This is a genomic window from Halomonas sp. A11-A (assembly GCF_003182195.1).
GTDB classification, from domain to species: domain Bacteria; phylum Pseudomonadota; class Gammaproteobacteria; order Pseudomonadales; family Halomonadaceae; genus Halomonas; species Halomonas alkalicola.
This window is the reverse complement of record NZ_QGTM01000003.1, coordinates 151,948-170,643: the sequence shown is the minus strand read 5'-3', so window position 1 is coordinate 170,643 and position 18,696 is coordinate 151,948. Positions and strand designations below refer to the sequence as shown.

General features: G+C 69.0%; 19 protein-coding genes. 3 read left to right on the top strand and 16 right to left on the bottom strand.

Translation table 11 applies throughout. From position 1 onward, the window contains the following. Position 1 precedes the first annotated feature (1 nt). The 11 genes from glp to DER72_RS04140 all read right to left on the bottom strand — a co-directional run bounded on the left by glp (position 2) and on the right by DER72_RS04140 (position 10,395). Positions 2 to 1,207, bottom strand: coding sequence for a gephyrin-like molybdotransferase Glp (glp, locus tag DER72_RS04190; RefSeq protein WP_110068736.1), 1,206 nt, complete (start codon positions 1,205 to 1,207; stop codon positions 2 to 4). Continuing rightward, positions 1,200 to 1,721, bottom strand: a complete 522-nt coding sequence (moaB, locus tag DER72_RS04185; protein WP_110068803.1) for a molybdenum cofactor biosynthesis protein B — start codon at positions 1,719 to 1,721, stop codon at positions 1,200 to 1,202. The genes glp and moaB overlap by 8 nt, the downstream gene beginning before the upstream one ends. Beyond that, entirely contained in the window at positions 1,721 to 2,038 is a 318-nt protein-coding gene (locus tag DER72_RS04180; RefSeq protein ID WP_110068735.1) for a DUF1244 domain-containing protein, read from the bottom strand. Before DER72_RS04180 ends, moaB begins: the two co-directional genes overlap by 1 nt. 111 nt (positions 2,039 to 2,149) lie before the next feature. Further along, entirely contained in the window at positions 2,150 to 3,205 is a 1,056-nt protein-coding gene (locus DER72_RS04175; protein ID WP_110068734.1) for a formate dehydrogenase subunit gamma, read from the bottom strand. A gap of 11 nt (positions 3,206 to 3,216) precedes the next feature. After that, positions 3,217 to 3,861, bottom strand: a complete 645-nt coding sequence (gene fdh3B, locus DER72_RS04170) for a formate dehydrogenase FDH3 subunit beta (protein ID WP_110068733.1) — start codon at positions 3,859 to 3,861, stop codon at positions 3,217 to 3,219. Between the two features lie 29 nt (positions 3,862 to 3,890). Continuing rightward, positions 3,891 to 6,743, bottom strand: a complete 2,853-nt coding sequence (locus DER72_RS04165; protein WP_110068732.1) for a formate dehydrogenase subunit alpha — start codon at positions 6,741 to 6,743, stop codon at positions 3,891 to 3,893. 31 nt (positions 6,744 to 6,774) lie between these two features. Continuing rightward, complete coding sequence (locus DER72_RS04160) at positions 6,775 to 6,978, bottom strand: twin-arginine translocation signal domain-containing protein (RefSeq protein WP_110068731.1); 204 nt, start codon at positions 6,976 to 6,978, stop codon at positions 6,775 to 6,777. Positions 6,979 to 7,054: 76 nt separating this feature from the next. Further along, positions 7,055 to 7,687, bottom strand: coding sequence for a molecular chaperone (locus DER72_RS04155; RefSeq protein WP_110068730.1), 633 nt, complete (start codon positions 7,685 to 7,687; stop codon positions 7,055 to 7,057). Positions 7,688 to 7,689: 2 nt separating this feature from the next. Next, positions 7,690 to 9,399: a 4Fe-4S dicluster domain-containing protein gene (locus DER72_RS04150; RefSeq protein ID WP_110068729.1), complete on the bottom strand. Its 1,710-nt coding sequence runs from the start codon at positions 9,397 to 9,399 to the stop codon at positions 7,690 to 7,692. A 34-nt stretch (positions 9,400 to 9,433) separates the two neighbouring features. Continuing rightward, complete coding sequence (locus DER72_RS04145; RefSeq protein ID WP_110068728.1) at positions 9,434 to 9,967, bottom strand: DUF3306 domain-containing protein; 534 nt, start codon at positions 9,965 to 9,967, stop codon at positions 9,434 to 9,436. Further along, entirely contained in the window at positions 9,964 to 10,395 is a 432-nt protein-coding gene (locus DER72_RS04140; protein ID WP_249322116.1) for a DUF3305 domain-containing protein, read from the bottom strand. Before DER72_RS04140 ends, DER72_RS04145 begins: the two co-directional genes overlap by 4 nt. A 132-nt stretch (positions 10,396 to 10,527) precedes the next feature. Between DER72_RS04140 and DER72_RS04135 the strand changes: the two genes are divergently transcribed. After that, complete coding sequence (locus DER72_RS04135) at positions 10,528 to 11,379, top strand: formate dehydrogenase accessory sulfurtransferase FdhD (RefSeq protein ID WP_110068727.1); 852 nt, start codon at positions 10,528 to 10,530, stop codon at positions 11,377 to 11,379. Between the two features lies 1 nt (position 11,380). Here the strand turns inward: DER72_RS04135 and DER72_RS04130 are convergent, their stop codons facing one another. Next, on the bottom strand, positions 11,381 to 12,013 hold the full coding sequence (locus tag DER72_RS04130) for a helix-turn-helix domain-containing protein (RefSeq protein WP_110068726.1): 633 nt from the start codon (positions 12,011 to 12,013) through the stop codon (positions 11,381 to 11,383). 124 nt (positions 12,014 to 12,137) lie between these two features. Next, positions 12,138 to 13,091, bottom strand: coding sequence for a histone deacetylase family protein (locus DER72_RS04125; RefSeq protein WP_110068725.1), 954 nt, complete (start codon positions 13,089 to 13,091; stop codon positions 12,138 to 12,140). A gap of 115 nt (positions 13,092 to 13,206) precedes the next feature. Between DER72_RS04125 and DER72_RS04120 the strand changes: the two genes are divergently transcribed. After that, positions 13,207 to 15,954: a bifunctional acetate--CoA ligase family protein/GNAT family N-acetyltransferase gene (locus DER72_RS04120; RefSeq protein WP_110068724.1), complete on the top strand. Its 2,748-nt coding sequence runs from the start codon at positions 13,207 to 13,209 to the stop codon at positions 15,952 to 15,954. Between the two features lie 95 nt (positions 15,955 to 16,049). Here the strand turns inward: DER72_RS04120 and pdxH are convergent, their stop codons facing one another. The 3 genes from pdxH to DER72_RS04105 all read right to left on the bottom strand — a co-directional run bounded on the left by pdxH (position 16,050) and on the right by DER72_RS04105 (position 17,849). Then, positions 16,050 to 16,691 carry a pyridoxamine 5'-phosphate oxidase gene (gene pdxH, locus DER72_RS04115; protein WP_110068723.1) on the bottom strand — a complete coding sequence of 214 codons (642 nt, stop codon included), beginning with the start codon at positions 16,689 to 16,691 and terminating at the stop codon, positions 16,050 to 16,052. 109 nt (positions 16,692 to 16,800) lie between these two features. Continuing rightward, positions 16,801 to 17,148 (bottom strand): branched-chain amino acid transporter permease, encoded by a 348-nt coding sequence (locus DER72_RS04110; protein ID WP_110068722.1) that lies wholly within the window; start codon positions 17,146 to 17,148, stop codon positions 16,801 to 16,803. Further along, the gene (locus DER72_RS04105) at positions 17,145 to 17,849 is read right to left on the bottom strand and encodes an AzlC family ABC transporter permease (protein ID WP_249322117.1); all 705 of its coding nucleotides are present in this window, start codon (positions 17,847 to 17,849) and stop codon (positions 17,145 to 17,147) included. Before DER72_RS04105 ends, DER72_RS04110 begins: the two co-directional genes overlap by 4 nt. A 126-nt stretch (positions 17,850 to 17,975) precedes the next feature. Between DER72_RS04105 and DER72_RS04100 the strand changes: the two genes are divergently transcribed. Beyond that, positions 17,976 to 18,662 carry a cytochrome b/b6 domain-containing protein gene (locus DER72_RS04100; protein ID WP_110068721.1) on the top strand — a complete coding sequence of 229 codons (687 nt, stop codon included), beginning with the start codon at positions 17,976 to 17,978 and terminating at the stop codon, positions 18,660 to 18,662. Positions 18,663 to 18,696 lie beyond the last annotated feature (34 nt).

The window sequence follows — 18,696 nt, the reverse complement described above, 5'->3', positions numbered from 1 at the left end:
CTCAGGCCCCGCCGATCCAGAGGCAGTCGACCCTATCGCCCACCTCGAGGCGCGTCTCTGGCGAGACCACCGCCAGAGCATCCGCCGCGATGCAGGAGGAGAGCACCCCGGAGTTCTGGTCACGGAAGGCGTGGGCACTGATGCCCTCCGTGCCGAATTCGAGGCGAACCCGCATGTAGTGCGCGCGGGGTCCGGTCTGGGTAGCAAAGGCGGCGCGCGCCGCCAGGCGCGGCAGCTCGAGCAAAGCTGGTGCGCCGAGCAGGGCGCCCATCAGTGGGCGCAGGAACAGCCAGGCCCCCACGAAGCTCGATACCGGATTTCCCGGCAGGCCCACAAAGCGGGCCTCGTGACCCTCGGCGGGGAGCCGCCCCAGGGCCAGCGGCTTGCCAGGCCGGATAGCCAGGCGCCACAGGTCCAGCTGCCCGAGCGCCTCCACCGCCGCCTTGACGTGATCCTCCTCGCCGACGCTGACGCCACCGGTGCTTACCACCAGGTCGGCACGGCGGGCGGCGTCCTCGAGGGCACGGCGAGTGCCTTCGGGCTCGTCGGGAATCGCGGCAAGGTGCACCACCTCGGCCCCGAATCGCTCCAGCAATCGACGCAGCATGGGGCGGTTGGAGTTGTAGATCTGCCCGGGGCCCAGGGGCTGGCCGGGGTCCACGATCTCGTCGCCGGTGGAGAGCAGGGCCACTCGGGGGCGGCGGCGCACCGTGACCTCGGTGATGCCCTGGCCGGCCAGGTGGCCCAGGGCCGCGGCTTCCAGCGGCTCACCGGCCGGCAGCAGCTCGCTCCCCGCGGTGACATCCCGGCCCCGGCGGCGGATATTGTCCCCGGCCGGCACTCCCTCAGGGACCCGCACCCAATCGCCGTCGACCTCGACGCTCTCCTGCATGACCACGCAGTCGGCGCCCTCTGGAATGGCCCCGCCGGTGAAGATCCGTGCGCAGCTGTCGGCGGCCAGGGGTTCACCGGTGGCGCCTGCGGCGATGCGCTGGTTGACCCGCAGCCAGCGGCCGGCGTCCCGGTGGTGCAGGGCATAGCCATCCATGGCGCTGTTGTCGAAGGGGGGCACGTCGAGAGTCGCCGCCACCGGCTCGGCCAGGATCCTGCCGGCGGCCCGGTCGCAGGGGATTCGCTCGCTTCCCAGCGGCTGTACGCCCTCGAGCAGGGCAGAGAGTGCCGCCTCCACGGGCTTGAGCTCAGCCATGCTGGCCTCGCTCGGGGATCACAATATTGGCAAAGTTGCAGGGCTTGTGTCGGCTATCCAGCTGTTCGGCCAGGATGCCGTTCCAGGCGGTGAGGCAGGCGCCGGTGGAGCCGGGCAGGCAGAACACCACGGTGGCGTTGGCCAGGCCGCCAAGGCAGCGGCTCTGCACCGTGGAGCTGCCGATCTCCTCCCAGCTGAGCTGGCGGAACAGCTCGCCGAACCCCTCGATCTCCTTGTCGAGCAGCACGCCGACCGCCTCCGGGGTGGAGTCGCGGCCGGTGAAGCCCGTCCCTCCGGTGGTCAGCACCACCTGGATGGCAGGGTCGGCGATCCATTCGGCCACCACGGCGCGGATGCGGTAGATGTCGTCCGGCACGATGCGCTTGTCGGCCAGGCGGTGGCCGGCATCGGTCAGGCAGCTCACCAGGGCCAGGCCGCTGCGGTCGGTCTCCTCGTTACGGGTGTCGGAGATCGTCAGCACCGCAACGGCGAGGGGAATCATCGGTTCGGCCATCATGCCTTCTCCTGCTTCTGTGCCTGGCGCGCCTGGAAGGCGGCCTGCTGCTCCGGCGTGGCCTCCAGCTGGTACTTCTCCTTCCACTCCGCGTAGGGCATGCCGTAGACGTACTCCCGGGCGCGTTCGTAGTCGAGCGTCTCCCCACGCTCTTCGGCGGCGCTGACCAGCCACTTGGAGAGGCAATTGCGGCAGAAATCGGCCAGGTTCATCAGGTCGATGTTCTGCACCTCCTTGTGCTCGTCGAGGTGCCTGAGCAGGCGGCGGAAGGCGGCGGCCTCGAGTTCGGTGCGGGTGGCGTCGTCGAGATGGTCCATGGCGCTCTCGTTCTCCCTGGGTGAGTTGGGTGAGTTGGGTCAGGATGGAACCAGCATAACAAAAGACACCGCCCGTAGGCGGTGTCGTGGAGGCCGTGACGAGGGCGCGACTCATCCCGGGCGAGAGGCCGTTTCACCGGTATCGCCGGAGGGAGCCGGCTGGTCGCCGACCTGCCCCTCGGGCACCGCCTGCTCCTTGACCTCCTCGTACCAGAGGTTGTGGTGGTCCTTGGCCCAGGTCTCGTCCACGTAGCCGGTGGTCATCCCCTCCAGCGATCCCTCCGAGCCGATGGTGCCGATGTAGATATGGCCCAGCGCCACCGCGGTGAGCCCCAGGGCGCCGACGCTGTGGATCAGGTTGGCCCACTGCATGGTGTCGCGGCTCTGGCCATAGTTGGGGAAATCCAGCACGAAGCCGCTGGCCACCACGGCCAGGCCGGCGGTGGCCAGCAGCCAGAACCAGAGCTTCTCGCCGCCGTTGGCGAAGCCGGCATCGGGATGGCCCTTGCCCACCAGGCCGCCACCCTGGCGAAACCACTCCAGGTCATGACGCTTGGGCCAGTTGTGCTTGAGCATCCTGGCCAGCAGCACGATCAGCAGCACCCCGAACAGCGGGCCCAGATAGTTGTGGGCGAGCTTCGAGGCCGAGATCATCGAGCCCCAGATTGCGTCGCCGAACAGCGAGCGAAACACGAACTTGCCGTAGAGCAGGTTGAGTCCCGTCAGGGCGAGGATGAGGAACAGGGTCGCCACCGTCCAGTGGAGGGCGCGCACGAACAGCGGCCAGCGCAGCAGCTTGCGCCCGGTGCGAGGCTCGCTGAGCTCCTTGCGGCCGATGATCACGTAGAAGAGCGCAATCGCCACGGTCATCCCGCCCACGGCGATGAGGCCGAAGGGGGAGACCCAGCGGTTGCGCAGCTGCCGCCAGCGCTCGCCGCTGGCGTTGATCAGGTTGTAGTTGGAATCGAAGCGACTGTCGCGGAAGTTGGCGTCTACCTCACCGCTGCGCACCTGGCGCCAGGTGTCGGGACTCACACCACCCACCGCGGTGGCCGCCTCGCGCTGGGGTTCCGTCTGGGCCAGGACGGGGGAGGCGAGCAGGGCGGTCAGGGCAAGCAGCACCGCCAGCAGCAGTCCCCCCAGGGGCCCATTTCGGCACAGGCTCATGGCATCACCTCCTAGCCCTGGCGGGTCGCGTCATAGGCCAGCGCATCGGCCTGGGAGAGTTCGGCGGCGCCGCGTTCCTGCTCGCTGCGCGGATTGCCCGACCAGCCACCGTCGGGATGACCGCGATGGATGACCCGCTGACGGAAGATATCGGCCACCGTCTGGGCGTCGCCGGCGAGCAACGCCTTGGTGGAGCACATCTCGGCACACAGCGGCAGCTTGCCCTCGGCAATGCGGTTGGCCCCGTACTTCTCGTACTCCTCCTCCTTGCTGTCTGCCGGTCCGCCGGCGCAGAAGGTGCACTTGTCCATCTTGCCGCGCTCGCCGAAGGCGTTCTGCTTGGGGAACTGAGGGGCCCCGAAGGGGCAGGCGTAGAGGCAGTAGCCGCAGCCGATACAGAGGTCCTTGTCGTGCAGGACGATGCCGTCGTCGGTCTTGTAGAAGCAGTCCGTGGGGCAGACCGCCATGCAGGGCGCGTCATCGCAATGCATGCAGGCCACCGAGATCGAGACCTCGTTGGCCAGGCCGTCGTTGAGGGTCACCACCCGCCGGCGCTGGATGCCCCAGGGGACATCGTTGGCGTTCTTGCAGGCGGTGACGCAGCCGTTGCAGTCGATGCAGCGCTCGGCGTCGCACATGAATTTCATCTGTGCCATGTCTTGTTCTCCTGGTCGCTGTCGATCGCTTAGGCGCGCTCGATCCGGCAAATGGTGCACTTGGTTTCCTGCATCATGGTCACAGGGTCATAGCCGTAGGTGGTCGCCGTGTTGGCCGCCTCGCCCAGTACATAGGGGGCAGTGCCCTCCGGGTAGCGGTCGTGGAGGTTCTCGCCCTGGAAGATGCCGCCGAAGTGGAAGGGCATGAAGGCCACCCCACGGCCCATCCGCGGCGTGACCAGCGCCTTGACCCGCACGCGGCCGCCCTCGGCGCCCTCGACCCAGACGGTGTCGCCGTCGCGAATGCCGATGTCGTTGGCATCCGCCGGATTGACCTCGACGAACATCTCCTGCTGCAACTCGGCCAGCCACGACATGGAGCGGGTCTCCTCGCCGCCGCCCTCGTACTCCACCAGGCGCCCCGAGGTGAGGATGATCGGATAGCGGTCGGAGTTGTCGTTCTCCTGGATGCTGCGATAGAGGGTGGGCAGCCGGAACAGTGAGCGAAAGTCGTCCCAGGTGGGGAACTGCTCGACCAGATCGCGACGGGTGGTGTAGAGCGGCTCGCGGTGCTTGGGCACCTGGTCCGGGAAGGTCCACACCACGGCACGCGCCTTGGCGTTGCCGTAGGGGGCGCAGCCGTGCTCGATGGCCACCCGCTGGATGCCCCCGGAGAGGTCCGTCTTCCAGTTCTCGCCCTCGGCGGCAGCCTTCTCCTCGTCGGTGAGGTCGTCCCACCAGCCCAAGTCCTTGAGCATCTGGTCGGTGAACTCGGGATAGCCATCGTCGAGCTCGCCGGCGACCGGGGCCGAGCCCTCGGCCAGCAGGTTCACGCCGTTGCGCTCGATGCCGAAGCGCGCCCGGAAGCCCATGCCGCCCTCCTTGACCGGCACGCTGGGGTCGTAGAGGTTGGGCGAGCCGGGGTGGGCGAACTCCGGCGTGCCCCAGCAGGGCCAGGGCAGGCCGTAATAGTCGCCGTCGGCGGGACCGCCCTCGGCGCGCAGGTTCTCGAAGCTGAAGGTATGCCAGTTCTTCTGGTGCTCCTTGAGTCGCTCCGGGCTCTGGCCGGTGTAGCCGATGGTCCAGGTGCCGCGGTTGATCTCACGCAGGATGTCCTCGATCAGCGGCTCCTTGCCATTGACCTGGATATGGCGAGTGAGCTCATCGGCGAAGCCGAACTTCTCGGCCAGCAGGTACATGATCTCGTGGTCGGGCTTGGACTCGAACAGCGGCTCGATCACCCTGTCGCGCCACTGCAGCGAGCGGTTGGTGGCCGTCACGCTGCCGGTGGTCTCGAACTGCGTGCAGGCGGGCAGCAGATAGACGCCGTCGGTCCGGTCATGCATGACCGCGGCCACCGTGGGGTAGGGGTCGACGATCACCATCATCTCGAGCTTCTGCATGGCGCGGCGCATCTCGGGACCGCGGGTCTGGGAGTTGACCGCATGGCCCCAGTAGAACATCGCCTTGAGTGCGGTGCGCTGCGAGATCGCCTCGTCCTCCTCGAGCACCCCGTCGACCCAGCGGGAGACCGTGATGCCGCTGCTGTTCATGGGCAGGCCGTCGTGGTACTCGGTCTGGTCGAAGCGGCTCTTGAGCCACTCGTAGTCGACGTCCCAGACCCGCGCCCAGTGCTGCCAGGCCCCCTCGGCCAGACCGTAGTAGGCCGGCAGGGAGCTGGAGTCGAGGCCCATGTCGGTGGCGCCCTGGACGTTGTCGTGGCCGCGCAGGATGTTCGCCCCGCCGCCGGACCTGCCGATGTTGCCGAGGGCCAGCTCGAGGATGCAGTAGGCGCGGGTGTTGTTGTTGCCGGTGGTGTGCTGGGTGCCGCCCATGCACCAGACGATGCAGCCCGGCTTCTTGGTGGCCAGGCGCTGGGCCACGTCGCGCATGGTCGCCTCCGGCACGCCGGTGACGTCCTCCACAACCGCCGGGGTGAAGGTCGCCACCTCGGCGCGTACCTCGTCCATGCCGTAGACGCGCTGCTGGATGTACTGGCGATCCTCCCAGCCGTTCTCGAAGATGTGCCACAGGAGGCCCCAGATGAAGGCGACATCGGAGCCGGGGCGGATGCGCACATGGGTATCGGCCTTGGCCGCGGTGCGGGTGAAGCGGGGGTCGGCAACGATGATGTCGCAGTTGTTGCGCTCCTTGGCGATCAGGAAGTGCTGCATCGCCACCGGGTGGGCCTCGGCGGGGTTGGAGCCGATGAACAGCATCGAGCGGCTGTTGTGCATGTCGTTGAGCGAGTTGGTCATCGCCCCGTAGCCCCAGGTGTTGGCCACCCCGGCGACGGTCGTGGAGTGGCAGATGCGCGCCTGGTGGTCGGTATTGTTGGTGCCCCACAGGGAGGCAAACTTGCGCAGCAGGTAGGCCTGCTCATTGTTGAACTTGGCCGAGCCGAGCCAGTAGATGCTGTCGGGGCCGTGGGCCTCGCGCAGGGCCAGGACCTTGTCGCCGATCTCCTCGATGGCTTCGTCCCAGCTCATCCGCTGCCACTGGCCGCCGACCAGCTTCATGGGGTACTTGAGGCGTCGGCTGGAGTGGCCATGCTGCCGCAGCGAGGCCCCCTTGGCGCAGTGGGCGCCGCGGTTGATGGGGTGGTCGAAGGCGGGCTCCTGGCGAGTCCAGATACCCTCCTGCACCTCGGCGTAGGTGCCGCAGCCCACCGAGCAGTGGGAGCAGATGGTGCGCTTGACCTCGACCGGGGAGTCGAGCACCGGTGTCTTGCCGCTTGCCTCGACGGGTCGCATCATCCCGTGGCCCATGAAGCCGGCGGCCGCCAGGCCCCCGGTGGCCGCGCCGCTGCGCTTGAGGAACTGGCGACGGGAGATGCCGAGCCCTGCCGGGCGCGAGGTGTCTTGCTTGCGTGTCAGACGCATGGTGTCTTACCTCCTGACCTGGGCGGGGCGCTCAGTCGCGCAGGGTGGCGTAGTAGGTGCGGATATGCTCGGTTTCCCGGTAGTTCCTCTCCGCCGGTTCGCGCTCAGGGGAAGGTGGGGCGTCTGCCTGGCTGAGGCTGACGTGGCCGATGACAGCGGTGGTGCCGGCCAGGGCGCCACCGGCTCCCAGGGTGCGGAGGAAGCGGCGACGCTGGGCGTCATGGGGTCGGTTCATGGCGTGTTTCCTCGAGTCAGGCAGTGGGACATGTTGTGGGTTGTTATTGGTCGGACCAGTCGCCGGTCTGGTGCGGCTAGCCGGCCGTCGGGTCGATCATGCGCATCGGCGACTCCGCGGCCATGGCCTCGAAGCGCTGCCGTTCCTGCGCCAGAAAGGCGAGGCCCAGGCGCCCACTACCAGCGTAGATAGGGGGGGGCACCCTCGCCAGGTCGCCCAGACAACGCTGGGCCCACGGAGCCAGGTGCCGCTGGAAGAAGGCCGCCTGGTCAGGCGAGCCGCCCTCCACCAGCAGCGCCATCACTTCGAGCAGGGCGCCCAGGTGGTCTTCGGGATCTCGGCTCGCCTCGGCCCGGGCGATGCCCAGCCGGCGCAGGTCGCGGCGCAGGGCCACCAGAGGCTCGTCCATCAGGGTGCCGTGCAGGTACCAGGAGGCGTAGGGCGTGATCTGTCCCTGGATCACCCCGACCAGCAGTTCGAAATGCGCCCGGGCGGCCACCTCGGGGGAGGACATCCGGGCGGCATCGGCCAGCTCCTGCCAGGCGGCGCTCATCTCGCCGCCGTCCTCGTCGGGCTCCAGATGGGCAAGAAAGTCGAGCAGCTCGCTATCCGGCGGCGCGAGCAGGAGACGGGCAAGCAGGCGGTAGATATCGGCACGCAGGGCCTCTCGCTCATCCACCGAGGCCACGGTCTGGCGGTTGTCATGCATGGCTACACCTTCAGCTGGCGTTCGGGGTCGCGGGCGAGCTCCTGCCAGACGTCCTGGACGCGGCAGTCCTCGCACATCTCGAGGCGTGCGCGGGCCTCGCCGGCGAAATAGGGGTGGTCGGCCAGCTTGCGCTGGATGCTGGCGATGGTGCTGGCGGAGGCGAAGGGCTTGCCGCAGCGGATGCAGGCGAAGGCCGGCTCCTCCTTGATCACACGGGTCTCGCACCGCTCGGGCGCGGCGAGGAACCCCGGCGCGAGGCGGATCGCCTGCTCCGGGCAGCCGGCCGCACACAGGCCGCACTGGATGCAGTCGGCCTCGCGGAAGGCCAGGCGCGGGGTGGTGTCGTCGCCGCCGGAGAGCGCCGGGGTGGGACAGAGCGACACGCAGCCCTGGCACAGCGTGCAGCGCTCGGTGTCCACCTCGATGGCGCCGAAGGACGCACCGGCGGGCAGGGCGTGGCTCTCGCCGCTCGGGGCCCCCTGGGCGGCCAGCCAGTCGAGGGTGGCGTTGAGGCGTTCGCGCTTGCCACTCGCAGCCTCGGCCCGGGGGCGCGCGACCAGCGCCGCCTCCCGGGGCAGGGCGTCGCGAGCGCTGCCGTCGTCCTCGATGGAGAGCCACGCCAGGCGCTCGGGGCGGTGCCCGAGAGCCGCGAGCAGCTCCCTGGCCTGGACAACCTGGGCCTCGAGCTGCTGCTGCAGGGTCGGAGGGGTCTCCGCATCACGCTGCAGGCGCACCTCGGCGGCGCCAGCCGCCAGGGCGGCGAGCCAGTGATCGAGCCCGGCGGCGCCGAGCTCCTCCAGCTCGATGTCGAGCACATGGCCGGCCGGCTCGGTGGCTTCACAGCGGCGCCGCGCCGCGGTGACGAAGCGCACCACCGGCTGTTCGCCGCCGGCCTCGGCATAGGCGCCGAGCAGGCCCGCGAGGTAGCCCTCCAGAGGCGCAGGGTGCGGCAGGCGGTACTCGATGGCCCCGGTGGGGCAGGCACTGGCACAGCTGCCCGCCCCGTGGCAGCGGTAAGGGTCGACCTCGATCCAGGCCTCGACCCGGCCCTGGCGGCTGGCCAGGGCATCGGCCGGGCAGGTCTCCAGACAGCGGGTGCAGCCGGGCAGGCCGCTGCGCTGGTGGGCGCAGAGCTCGGCGTTGATCTGAACGTGACGAGGGGCCTCGAAGACGCCGACGGAGGCGGCCAGCGTCTCCAGCGCCTGGTCGACCTCGGCGCTGCCCCAGCGCACGGCATGGTAGCCCGGCGGGGGCAGCTCCAGGGTCAGATGCGGCCGGGTGCCGAGGTCGAGGACCTGGTCGAAGCGGGGCCGCCCCAGGGTGGCCTGGGCCAGGTTCACACTCTCCCCGTCCAGCGCCAGGGTGGCCAGGAAGCGGCCCAGGTAGCCCTCGAGGCGCAGGGCGTCGGCGTTGGCGGCGGTATGGCAGGGCAGGGCGGCGGTAGCCTGCCAGATCTGCTCCAGCGCCGGGTCATCCTCGGCGCTGGAGCGCTCGGTCACCAGCAGGGCGATGCCCGGCAGCCGGTCGATCAGCGTGGCGGCGGCGCGCCGAGCGTCGAGTTCGCTGCCCAGGATCAGCAGATGGCCCTGGCTCTCGAACTCCACGGTCTCGGGAGCCAGGTTGGCCGGCCAGGAGATGCGGCGCCTGGCGGCGTCGCGGGCGGCACGGTTGCGCCGGTCATCCAGCGACGTGAGGGCGATGGGGGGGGGCATGAACACCTCTTGTTGTTGGGGGGTAGGGCTCCTCTCAGTCTTGTCGAGAATCGCTAATATGACCTATGCCACCTTGGTCGCGTCCGACCGGTGCCGCGTCCGGGGCGGGCTCGACCGGAGGGTGAGCCTCGTCGTCGGCGACCCGCGCCTGCTCCTCGTCAGGGGCGGCCTCCTCGATGGCTTCTTCGGGCTCGAGGGCCTCGTTGACCCGCCGGCTCCAGTGTCGCAGGCGTTCGGCGACCTCCCGGGTCATGGGCTCGAGCTGGCTGTAGTCGCCGTCGTAGTCGTCGAGGCCGTCGCGGACCTGGTAGTGGTCGGCCTGCCAGAGGCGGCGAAGGGCACGGCGGCGCAGCGCCTGGCTGACCCCCTCCTGCAGATAGCGGCTGACCTCGCTGCCGGGCGGCAGGCTCTCGGGGTCGGGGAGGGTATCGTCCAGCAGGGGGGGCGGGGCGTCCGGCTCGTCGCTGGCGGCCGCTGCCTCGTGCGGAGGTGGCACCGCCTCCGCCGAGGCGGCGGGCTCGGCCTCCAGGCCGCGCTTGCGGCGCGACCAACGCTCCAGGCGGTTCATGGCTGCGCCTCCCGGGCGCGTCCGGCGCCCTTGCGCTTCTTCTTGCGCTCCTCCACGGGCGCCTCGCCGTGGCGGGCCAGATAGGCCTCGATCCACACCTGGATGGCCAGGGGCATGGGGGCTTCGAGCACCTGCTGCTCGCCGTCCATCCAGGCGGCGGCCACGTCCTGGCTGGCGGTGATGGCGGCGGCGCTGGCGGGGCCGCCGGTAAAGCCGGCGCGCACGAAGAGGCGAGGGTTGCCCGAGGAGAGATTGAAGCGGTAGGCGGCGCGCTCGGTCATGGTGAGCTGCAGCCACAGGGTGGCATCGCCGCCCCGCTCCGGGGTCAGGTCCGCGATGTGCCACTGGGTAGCCCGGAAGCCGTTGATGGTGTGCTCACGGGCCGCCAGGGTGATGCCGACGGGGCGCAGATGGTGGGCGTCTGTCACGGCACGCTCCTGTTGTTGTGGATGGGGGGAGCCGAGGGCGGTGATGGCGGCGGTACTGGAGACAGTAAGGCGCCAGGGTGCCATGATGGTCAAGTCGCCGTCGGCACCCACCCACCACAGACGAGACGCCTCATGCCGTTCACCCGCAGCCATGCCCGCCTGCCCGCCACCCTGGAGATCGAGGTCCTCGACGAGTTCGGCGAGCCCCGTCGCCAGGCCATCGCCGCCGAGCGCGCGCTGACCCTCTATCTCAACAGACGCGAGATTGTCACCCTGATGACCCTGGGCGATGACCCCGAGGCGCTGGTGGTGGGCTACCTGCGCAACCAGGGGCTGCTGACCCGCGGCGACGATCTCGTGGCGGTGCACGTGGACTGGGAGGTCGAGGCCGCGGCGGTGGTGACCCGACACCTGCCGGAGGATCTCGAGGAGCGTCTGGGGCATCGCACCGTGACCACCGGCTGCGGCCAGGGCACGGTGTTCGGCCGACTGCTCGATGCGGTACCTCGCCGCCCCCTGGCCGAGACGCCGCTGCGCCAGTCGACCCTCTATGCGCTGCTGGAGAACCTCGGCGAGTACAACCAGACCTACCGCAGCGCCGGAGCGGTGCACGGCTGTGCGCTGTGCCATCAGGCCCGGGTGCTGGACTTCGTGGAGGACGTGGGCCGCCACAACGCCGTGGATACCCTGGCGGGGCGGCAGTGGCTGGCGGAGGCGGATTCGGGGCAGGCGGATATCTTCTACACCACCGGGCGGCTCACCTCGGAGATGGTGCTCAAGGTGGCCCAGATGGGCATCGGGGTGCTGGTGTCGCGCTCCGGGGTGACCCAGAAGGGGGTCGAGCTCGCCAGCCGTTTCGGGGTGATGCTGATCGCCCGCGCCAAGGGGCGCCACTTCCAGGCGATCCACGCCGGCGAGCGCCTGGTGCTGGATGCCATCCCTCAGCGCCGCCCGGGAGACCGGGCGGCCGGCGCCAGGGGCTGACTCAGGCGGCGTCGACGCGGGTGCAGACCGACAGCACCACGGCATCCTCATCGCTCACCGAGATCAGGGCGTGGCCCATGTCGCTGTCGAAGTAGATGCTGTCGCCCTGCTCGAGCCGCAGCGGCTCGTAGAACTCGGTGTAGAGCAGGATCTCGCCGTCGAGCACCATCAGGAACTCCTCGCCGTCGTGGCGCACCCACTCGCCGAACTCATCGAAGCTGCGCGCCCGCACAATGGTTTTGAAGGGAATCATGCGCTTCTGGGCCAGCTCGCAACTGAGCAGCTCGTGCTCATAGGTGGGGGTGGGGTGCTGCTGCCCGTGGCCGCGGCGGGTCAGGTCGCGGCGGCCCATGGTACGGCTCTGCTGGCGAGGCGGCGTGAGCAGCTGGGGCAGGTCGATACCGAGCCCGCCGATCAGCTTCTGCACGGCGGTGAAGGTGGGCGAGATCTGGTCGTTCTCGATCTTGGAGAGGGTGGAGCGGGCGAGCCCGGTGCGCTGGCTGACGTCTTCCAGGGTCCACTGGTTGGCCAGGCGGATCTCGCGCAGGCGATCGCCGAGGCGCAGCGGTTCGACGAGCGGCTTGCGGCCCGAGGCGATGCGCAGGGCGGCGTCCTGATCGGTGGTGGCGGTCATCGGCAGAAATTCACTATCGGAAACAGGTTTCCTCAAGCTTATCACAGCCCGTCGGCGATAACGTCGTTCTCAGGCCGCCCCGGCGCTGCTGTTGGCGGGGAACGTTTCCCGCCGACAGGAAACCTCAGGCCGAGGGTGCGGGGGCGTCGCCGAAGGGCTGGCCGAGCAGCGCCTTGAGGTGGGCCTCGACGCTGCGGCCCAGGGAGTCCAGGTGATAGCCGCCCTCGAGCACCGAGACCAGCCGGTTATCCGCGTAGAGGGCGGCGATCTCCATGGCCATATGGGTGATCCAGTAGAAGTCCTCCTCCTCTAGGCACAGCTCGGCCATCTCGTCCTCGCGGTGGGCATCGAAGCCCGAGGAGAGCAGCACAAGCTCCGGCTTGAAGCGGTGCAGAGCAGGCAGCCAGTCATCCTCGATGGCGCGGCGGAAGGCGGCGCCGTCGGTGCCGGCCTCCAGCGGGGTATTGACCACGTTCTGCCACTCGCTACGCAGGTAGCGCCAGGGGTAGAAGGGGTACTGAAAGCTGGTACAGACCAGCACATCGGGGTCATCCTTGAAGATGTCGATGGTGCCGTTGCACTGGTGCACGTCGAAGTCGAGGATGGCGATGCGCCGCACCCCGTACTTGGCGCGGGCGTGGGCGGCCCCCACCGCTACGTTGTTGTAGAAGCAGAAGCCCATGGCATCGGTGGCCTCGGCATGGTGGCCGGGGGGGCGCACCGCACAGAAAACGTTGTCGGCCTGCTGGCGAAAGACCTGGTCGACGCCGCGGATCACCGCCCCCGCGGCCACTCGGGCGGCGTTGAGGCTATCCGGGTTCATCATGGTGTCGCTGTCCAGGGTGACGATACCCTCTTCGGGCACGCACTTGTCCAGGGCGCGCAGGTGGCGCAGGGGGTGGACCCGCGCCAGCTCCTCCTCGGTGATCTCGCGGGCCTCGGACTGCATGGTCTGCTGCAGCAGCCCGGAAAGGGACAGCCTGGCGCGGATCGCCTCCAGCCGCAGCGGGCTCTCGGGGTGCTCGGGGCCCATGTGGTGGAGCTGGCAGTGGGGATGGGTGATGTAACCGGTGATCATCGGTGCCTCCAGGCTGACTGGCGTCACTTTACTTGGCCCAATCCCTTGCCAGACAGTGTCAATAGGTCGTACACAGTAGGCAGCCAATCCAGCCACCAGCCGTCGGGAGAGCGTCTTGAGCACCCGTTTCCTGCGTCACTTCTTCGAACCTCGCACCATCGCCGTGATCGGCGCCTCGGAAAAGGCCAGTTCCCTGGGCGGGTTGGTGATCCGTAACCTGCAGGAGGCTGGCTTTCCGGGCACCATCTGGGCGGTGAACCCCAAGGGGTACGAGAGCGTCTTCGGCCAGCCCGCCTTCGCGCGCATCGGCCAGCTTCCCGAGGCCCCGGACCTCGCCGTCATCTGCTCGCCGGTGGCCACGGTGCCGGGGCGCATCGCACGGCTGGGCAGCATCGGGGTGCGCGCCGCCCTGGTGCTCTCCGGTGGCTCCCATCTGGACGAGGTCCGCGACGGCAAGGCCTCGATCCGCCAGCGCATGCTCGATGCCGCTCGCCAGTCGGGGATCCGCGTGCTGGGGCCCGAGTGCATGGGGCTGATCGTGCCGGGCCGCAAGCTCAACGCCTCCTATGCCAACCGGCCGATCAAGGCCGGCAAGGTGGCCTACCTGGGCCAGTCGGGCATGCTCGGCACGGCGATGATCGACTGGGCGGCGGGGCGCGGCGTCGGCTTCTCACACCTGATCACCCTCGGCGACAGCGTCGATGTGATGCTTCCCGACCTGCTCGACTACATCAATCAGTTCTCGCCGACCCAGGCGATCCTGCTCCACCTGGAGAAGATCCACGACGCCCTGCACTTCATGACCGCGCTGCGCGACGCCTCGCGCAACCGCCTGGTGCTGGCCATCAAGAGCGGCCGCACGCCTCAGTCGGACCTTACCGGCCTGCCGCCCACGCCGGGGGTCGCCAACCGCGACCAGATCTTCGATGCGGCCTTCTCCCGGGCCGGGGTGGTGCGCGTCCACGACTCCGACGAGCTCTTCGATGCGCTGATGACCCTGTCGCGCATGAAACCGCTGCGCGGCGACCGCCTGGCGATCGTCTCCAACGGCCTGGGCCCCGCCATGCTGGCCATCGACAAGCTGATCCACGCCGGGGGCAAGCTGGCCTTGTTCACCGAGGAGACGCGCCGCGCCCTCAGGCAGGGCGACTTCGACATGAGCAAGCCAGGGGAGAACCCGGTGGACCTGGGCGGCAACGCCACCCCCGAGAAGTTCGTCGATGCCATCGAGATCGTGGCCGCCGACCCCGGCGTCGATGCCGTGCTGGTGGTGCATGCGCCGACCCGCCTGGCGCCCTCCCGGACCACCGCCGAGGCGGTGGTGGCCAACCGCAAGCGCTTTCGCCGCAACCTGCTGACCAGCTTCATGGGGCTCGAGGAGGCGCTCTCGGCGCGCCACGAGTGCAACCTGGCGGGGATTCCCACCTATGTCTCCCCCGAGAAGGCGATCAGCGCCTTCATGCACATGGTGGACTACCAGCGGGTGCAGGCGCTGCTGCAGGAGACGCCGCCCAGCCTGCCGTTTGCCACCACACCGGACATCCGCGCGCGCTGCCGTACCCTGATCCAGGAGGCCAAGGCCGAGGGGCGCGAGACGCTCTCCCACTCGGAGACCGCCCAGGTGCTGGAGGCCTACGGCATTCCGGTGGCCCAGAGTCGCTACGTGGCAACCCCCGAGGAGGGTGCCGAGGCGGCGGAGGCGTTCGATGGCGCCATGGCGCTCAAGGTGGTGCACGAGGGGAACTGCCGGCCGTTTCGCTATCGCAAGCATCCCCACCGGATCTCGGCGGGGCTGCTGCAGGACCTGAAGAGCCCCGAGCAGGTGGCCGAGGGGATCGCGCTGCTTGGCGAACAGGTGAGCGAGAAGTATCCCGCCTTCAGGGTTCGTGAGTACTGCCTGCAGCCCATGCAGCGCGGCAAGCACTCGCTGCAGGTGTGCGCCGGGGTCACCCGGGACCCGGTGTTCGGCCCGGTGATCGTCTTCGGTATCGGCGGCTACAAGGTCAATATCCTGGCCGACCGCCAGGTGGCGCTGCCCCCCCTCAACATGACCCTGGCCGAGGACATGGTGGACCGCACTCACGCGGCACGCCTGATCCACGAGCACTCCAGCGACCCGCAGCGCGACATCGACCGGCTCTGCCAGCTGCTGGTCAAGCTGTCGCAGATGGCAAGCGACCTGCTGGAGCTGCGCGGCATGGAGATCAACCCGCTGCTGCTCAACCGTGACGAGATGGTGGCGGTGGACTTCGCCATGGACCTGGGGCAGCCGGCGCGCTTCGCGATCATGCCCTACCCGGAGGAGCTGCGAGAGTGGGTGACCCTCAAGAACGGCTGGGAGGTAGAGGTGCGCCCCATCCGGGCCGAGGATGCCCCGCTGATCACCCGCTTCCACGAGCAGCTCTCCGAGGAGAGCATCCGCTTCCGCTACTTCCACAACAAGTCGGACCTGACCCAGCGCGACCTGTCGATGCTCTCGCACATCAATTACGACCGGCAGATGGCCTTCATCGCCGAACACCACCGGGAGGACGGCAGCAAGGAGATGCTTGGCGTGGTGCGGGTCTGGAACGACCCCGACAACATCCGCACCGAGTTCTCGATCATCATCCGCGACGACCTCCAGGGGCTGGGGATCGGCAGCCTGCTGATGAACAAGATGATCGACTACTGCCGCAGCATCGGCACCCTGGAGATGGTCGGCAAGATCATGGTGGACAACCACCCGATGCGCGCCCTGATGAAGCATCTGGGGTTCAGCCAGCGCTACAACATGGAGGAGCAGGTGGTGGATGCGGTGCTGCGCCTCAACGAGCCCCAGAGCGAATGGCAGCGCCATCGCCTGGAAAGCCTGCCCGACTGAGGGCGCCCGGCACGAACTGCCCCAACGCGAGACCCCCGCCGGTGGCGGGGGTCTCGCGTTGCCGATCAGCGGGCCCGTGTTGGCCGCCGGGTCGCTCAGGGGGCCATGCGGAAGTGCTGCCACTGGCCATCGCGGGCCTCGTAGCGGATGCGGTCGTGGAGGCGGCTGGGCTGGCCCTGCCAGAACTCGATCATGGTGGGTACCACGCGGTAGCCGCCCCAGTGCACGGGGCGCGGGATCTCCTGTCCCTCGTAGGCCTGCTCGAAGCGGCTCTGGCGCTCCTCAATCCAGGTGCGTCCGGGGATCACCACGCTCTGGGTGGCCACCCAGGCGCCCAGCTGACTGGCCCGCGGACGGCTGGCGAAATAGGCGTCGGACTCCTCGGCGCTGACCTGTTCGACGCTGCCCTCGACCCGCACCTGGCGCGCCAGGCTGGGCCACCAGAATACCAGGGCGGCATTCGGGACATTGGTGAGCTCGCTGCCCTTGTGGCTGTGGTAGTTGGTGTAGAAGACCAGGCCCTGGTCGTCGATGCCCTTGAGCAGGACGATGCGCGCGTGCGGCAGCCCCTGGCTGTCCACGGTGGCAAGGGTCATGGCGTTGCCGTCATCGCCCTCGCTCTCGAGCGCGAGTGCCAGCCACTCCTCGAACAGCTCCATGGGGTTCTCGGTGGCCTGGGCCTCGTCGAGCTGTCCCCCTTCATAGTCGCGGCGGATATCGGCGATGTTGCGTGTCATGGAAATCTCCTCGAAGTTTCTTGCATGGTCGCCTCTGCGCGCCTTCAGCTCAACACCCTTTACCTTTATCGGGCGGGTTTTGTGACCCTAAGCATATGACGATGCGCGCTCAAGGTGTCCAGCCCAGCTGCACCATGGCCATGTAGGCCGCGGTGCCGCCGATGATGGAGAGCAGGGCGTTGCGCCGCCACAGGTGCAGCGTGACCACCGCCAGGGAGGCCAGGATCATCGGCCAGCCATTGGCCGCGGCGTTGAGCTGGCCCTCGGCCAGCGGGCGGAAGTCGCGCAGCGCATAGATCACCAGGATCATCATCACCGTGGGGGGCAGATAGCGGCCCAGGTGCAGGATCAGCGGGTGCTCGGCCTGACGGGCCAGGGCCACGAAGGGGATCACCCGGGTGGCGAAGGTGGCCAGGGCGCACACCGCGATGAACAGCAGCAGGGTGGTGTGGCTCATGGGCGACTCTCCTGGGGCCGGGCCGGGCGCTGGAACCGGTAGTGGGCCAGCAGTACCAGGCTCGCCGCGCCGATCGCTCCAAGCAGCAGGTGGCGGTCGGGCACCAGCAGCAGGGCTCCGATGCCCGTTGCCAGGGCAATCACGAAGGGCAGCGCCTGGCGCAGCCGGCGCGCCTGCTCCAGGGTGAGCACGATGAAGAGCGCGGTGAGGGCGAACTCGATGCCGCGGCTGTCGAATGCCAGGGTGCTGCCGATCAGCGCCCCGGCCAGGGAGCCGAGCACCCACCAGGCCTGGTTCAGCAGGCCGATGCGAAAGGCCAGGGCATGGTCCCGGGCGCGCTCCGGCGGCAGGGTGGTCAACAGCGAGTAGGTCTCATCGGTGAGCGAGAAGATCAGGTAGGGCTTGCGCCAGCCGGCGCCCTTGAAGCGCCTGAGCAGCGAGAGCCCGTAGAACAGGTGCCGCGAGTTGAGCATCAGGGTGGCCACCGCCACCTCGACCAGGCCGGCACCGGCGGCAAGAAGCGCCACCGCCAGGAACTGGCCGGCCCCGGCGTAGATGGCCAGCGACATCAGCAGGGCGGCCCAGACCGGGATGCCCACCTCGATGGCCAGGATGCCGAAGGCGGCCCCCAGCGGCAGGTAGCCGAACATCACCGGCACGGTCAGCGTGCCGGCCTCGCGCCAGGCGTTGGGCGATGACAAGAGGTACACTCCTTCTGCGGGCCACCGGCATGGGGGTGGTGTCCATGGAATCGCTCATGGTAAGCCAAAAAACTGGCTTTGGCAGCCCCGGGCCGGAGAATCCACTGCAATCAGCAAGGAGGCAAGATGACGCGACTGAAAGTCTGGGATGTGCCGACACGGCTCTTTCACTGGGGGCTGGTCGGCTGCGTGGCGCTGGCGTTCTACACCATGAAGACTGACGGGGCGCCCTTCATCTTCCCGATCGATATCCACGCCCGGGGCGGCTACGTGCTGATCGGCCTGCTGCTGTTCCGCTGGCTGTGGGGCCTGGTGGGCAGCCATCACGCCCGCTTCGGCAGCTTCCTCTATTCGCCGGCCACCCTGTGGGGCTATGCCCGGCGCCTGATGAGCGGGCGTCTGCCCCTCTTCGCCGGCCACAATCCCCTGGGCGGCCTCATGGTGATGGTGATGCTGCTGTCGCTGACCTTCCAGGCCGTCAGCGGCCTCTTCCTGACCGACGACATCTTCTTCAATGCCCCCCTGCATGGCCTGGTGGACCGCAGCACCGCCCGCACCCTGGCCGGGCTGCATCACCTCAACGCCAACCTGCTGATGGGGCTGATCGCGGCGCACCTGCTGGCCCTGGTGGTGCATCGCCTGAAGGGCGAGCGCCTGGTGGGGGCGATGATCACCGGCCGCAAGTCGCTGGCGGGCGAGCCCGAGGACGCCCCGGCCACTGGCGCCCGGGGCCAGCGTCCCGCCCGTCCCTGGCTGGCCCTGGGGGTGATCGCCATCGCCGCGCTGCCGGTGCTCTGGCTCTGGAGCGCCTGATCGCCATCCGTGCGGCAAGGTCATGGCAGATGCA